Source organism: Mesorhizobium sp. M7A.F.Ca.ET.027.03.2.1, from assembly GCF_003999175.1.
Taxonomy (GTDB): domain Bacteria; phylum Pseudomonadota; class Alphaproteobacteria; order Rhizobiales; family Rhizobiaceae; genus Mesorhizobium.
Map to the genome: position 1 here is coordinate 1 of NZ_RZOM01001126.1, position 1,941 is coordinate 1,941.

Here is a 1,941-nt window from a genome sequence, read left to right on the forward strand (position 1 = left end):
GCTGCTGGTAGTCCTTCTCGCCGAAGACCGCACAGTCGGGCGTTGCCTGCAGGAGGAGCTTTGCCACCACGGTGGCGACGCCGTCGAAAAAGGTCGGCCGAAAATCCGACTCGAGCCCGGCTGAGGGGCCGCCGACCGAGATTTTGGTGGCGAAGCCGGCGGGATACATCTCGCCAACCGTCGGTGTGAAGGCAAGGTCGGCCTTTGCCGCGCCCAGTTGGTCGAGGTCGCGGGCGAGTTGGCGCGGGTACTTGTCGAGGTCTTCGCTCGGCGCGAACTGCGTCGGATTGACGAAAATCGACACGACGCAGCGCTCGGCTTTTTGGAGCGCGATCCTGACCAGCGAGATGTGCCCGTCATGCAAAGCACCCATGGTCGGCACCATGGCGACACGAAGGCCGTCGCGCCGCCAGTCCCGGATTTGCGCGCGAAGTGCGGCTACGCTGTCGACGACGACGGGTTGGCTCATGTGTCGTCCCTGCTGTTTGTCGCCGAAAAGACATGGCCGGGGCCGGGGAATGTCCGGCCCCGCACCTCGGCTGCATAGGTTTCCGCCGCATGCGAGATCACGCTGCGCAGATCGGCGTATTCCTTGACGAATTTCGGCACGCGATCGACGGTCAGCCCGACCATGTCGTCGATGACCAGGATCTGGCCGTCGCATTCACCGCTGGCACCGATGCCGATGGTCGGAATGGCGAGGCGGCGGCTGATATCGGCGGCGACCCTCTCGACCGTGCCTTCGATGACCACCGAGAAAGCGCCGGCATTCTCGACGGCGAGCGCATCGCGAAGCAATGCCGCAACAGCCTCCTCGGTGCGGCCCTTGATCTTGTAGCCGCCGTCCTTCTCGACCGATTGCGGCTGCAGGCCGATATGTCCCATCACCGGAATGCCGGCGGCGACGATGGCCTCGATCTGGCTGATCATGTCGAGGCCGCCTTCGAGCTTCACCGCCTGGCAGCCGGTTTCGTCGACGACCCGCCGCGCCGAGGTGACGGCTTGCGCTGCCGTTGCCTCATAGGTGCCGGCCGGCAGGTCGACGACGACGCAGGCCCTGGCCGAGCCGCGCATCACGGCCTGCCCATGTGCGATCATCATCTCCAGCGAGGCGCCCAGCGTCGTCTTGTGGCCATGCAGGACCATGGCGACACTGTCGCCGACCAGAAGCAGGTCAACATGGCGATCGAGCAGACGGGCGATGGGATAGGTATAAGCGGTCAGGCAAACGATCGGCGTGCCGCCCTTGCAGTGGCGAATCGCCTCGGCGCTGATGCGAATGTCGGTGGTCGGCAATTCCGTGGCCAATCGTCACCTCCTTGGCCTCAAGCCGGGCTGGATGCAGGCATGGGCGCGCAGAGCTTTAGAAATACCGCAAAGGCTTGGCAAGCGTGCATGCAGCGACCGGGAGGATCACAGGCTTGTGTCGGGCTTCAGGCAAGCCATTTGCGCGCACGCCGTGGCAAAAGCCTTGCCTTCGGCAAGGCCTGACGCCATAAGCAGGAAAATGGGCGCTGCCGGCGCGAGGGTTTTGAAATGAAGACTTTCCTTACGCAGTTTTTCACCTGGTGGAACAGCCAGACGATAGGAACCCGCCTGCATACCTGGCGGTACGGCAAGAAGGTCGGCCAGGACGAGACCGGCAATTTCTATTACGAAGGCGGCATCGATTCGGAAGGCCGCACGCGCCGCTGGGTCATCTACCGCAATTATTCGGAAGCTTCGGCGATACCGCCCGGCTGGCACGGCTGGATGCACCACCGCGTCGACGTCGCGCCGTCCAGCGAGGACTACAAGCCGCGCGACTGGCAAAAGCCGCATCAGCCCAATCTGACCGGCAGCCCGGCGGCCTATCGCCCGAAGGGCTCGGTGCTGACCAATCAGCACCGCCCGCAGGTCACCGGCGACTACGATGCCTGGACACCCGGGTCGTAGCGACAG

General features: G+C 64.3%; 3 protein-coding genes. 1 reads left to right on the forward strand and 2 read right to left on the reverse strand.

Annotation, left to right across the window (positions count from 1 at the left end):
- The coding region (locus EN750_RS31985) for a pantoate--beta-alanine ligase (RefSeq protein ID WP_145968111.1) at positions 1–469 on the reverse strand (469 nt) is incomplete at its 3' end.
- Positions 466–1,308: a 3-methyl-2-oxobutanoate hydroxymethyltransferase gene (gene panB / locus EN750_RS31990; protein ID WP_127399082.1), complete on the reverse strand. Its 843-nt coding sequence runs from the start codon at positions 1,306–1,308 to the stop codon at positions 466–468. The genes panB and EN750_RS31985, both read right to left, overlap by 4 nt.
- Positions 1,309–1,536: 228 nt before the next feature.
- Between panB and EN750_RS31995 the strand changes: the two genes are divergently transcribed.
- The gene (locus EN750_RS31995; protein WP_013531353.1) at positions 1,537–1,935 is read left to right on the forward strand and encodes an NADH:ubiquinone oxidoreductase subunit NDUFA12; all 399 of its coding nucleotides are present in this window, start codon (positions 1,537–1,539) and stop codon (positions 1,933–1,935) included.
- The last annotated feature ends 6 nt before the right edge of the window (positions 1,936–1,941 follow it).